Source organism: Caballeronia sp. LZ029 (assembly GCF_031451275.1).
GTDB lineage: Bacteria > Pseudomonadota > Gammaproteobacteria > Burkholderiales > Burkholderiaceae > Caballeronia > Caballeronia jiangsuensis.
Map to the genome: position 1 here is coordinate 1 of NZ_JARUXO010000137.1, position 1,196 is coordinate 1,196.

General features: G+C 53.8%; 1 protein-coding gene. It reads left to right on the plus strand.

Annotation, left to right across the window (positions count from 1 at the left end; all coding sequences use genetic code 11):
• The first annotated feature begins 80 nt into the window (after window positions 1-80).
• Window positions 81-1,034, plus strand: a complete 954-nt coding sequence (locus tag QCE73_RS39335; protein WP_233392355.1) for an IS5 family transposase — start codon at window positions 81-83, stop codon at window positions 1,032-1,034.
• Window positions 1,035-1,196 lie beyond the last annotated feature (162 nt).

The following is a 1,196-nucleotide window of genomic DNA, read 5'->3' on the forward strand; positions in this document are numbered from 1 at the left end:
GTTAAGGAAGCTCTGCAAAACTCGTTCTTGCATGGAGGATAAGGAGTACTATTAGATGGTAACGACTTGGAGGCATCGCAATGACGCAACTTCATCTCGGCTTGAACCTATCAACCAAACGTACGCGTAAGCGGGAGTTTCTGGACGAGATGAGACGAGTTGTGCCATGGTCGAGGCTGATCGCATTGATCGAGCCGCATTATCCGAAGGCGAAGACTGGTCGTCCGCCATTTCCGGTGGCGACGATGTTGCAGATTCATTTCCTCCAACAATGGTTCGGTCTGTCGGATCCAGCGATGGAAGAAGCCCTCTACGATGTACCGCTATATCGCGAATTTGCAGGCCTCGATGGCGGGATGACCCGTCTTCCAGATGAAACGACTATCTTGCGGTTTCGGCACCTGCTCGAAGCGCATGGCATCGCTGCGCAGATCCTGGCGGTCGTCAATGGATTGTTGAAGGAAAAGGGGTTGATGCTTAAGGCGGGCTCGGCTGTCGACGCTACGTTGATCGCAGCGCCGAGTTCGACCAAGAACGGCTCGGGCACACGTGACCCCGAGATGCAGTCGACCCAGAAAGGCAGGAATTGGTACTTTGGCATGAAGGCGCATATAGGCGTGGACGCGGATTCAGGCATCGTTCACACGGTCATCGGCACGGCGGCTAACGAGCACGACATCAATCCGGCCCTTGCGTTGTTGCACGGTGAAGAAACGGATGTTTATGCTGACGCCGGATACCAAGGCATCGAAAAGCGTAAGCAAACGTGCTCAGCGCGATGGCATGTCGCGATGCGGCCCAGCAAGCGAAGAAAATTGAACTTGAAGGATCCCCTCGATGCCATATACGACAAGATCGAACGACTGAAAGCCGGAATTCGTGCAAAGGTCGAACATCCATTCCGAATTCTCAAGCGACAGTTTGGTTACTTGAAGACGCGATACCGGGGGCTGGCGAAGAACACGGCTCAGATCACCACATTGTTTGCGTTGGGAAATTTATGGATGATGCGCAAGGCGCTGCGCGAAGCGTAAAACACACAACTGAATGAACTCGCTCCCGTACTCTCGATGAGAGGTCACAAAGTGTGGGCCCGTCGCCTCTGCCATACACAGCCCTGCTGAGCGAGAACAATCTGCCCAACGCCTATATGGTGCGCACGCTTTTGAAACCACATTCTGCAGAGCTTCCTTAAC

What these genes read in the sequence shown, in the direction of transcription:
- QCE73_RS39335 (WP_233392355.1), top strand. Translation starts at nt 81, where the DNA reads ATGACGCAACTTCATCTCGGCTTGAACCTATCAACCAAACGTACGCGT.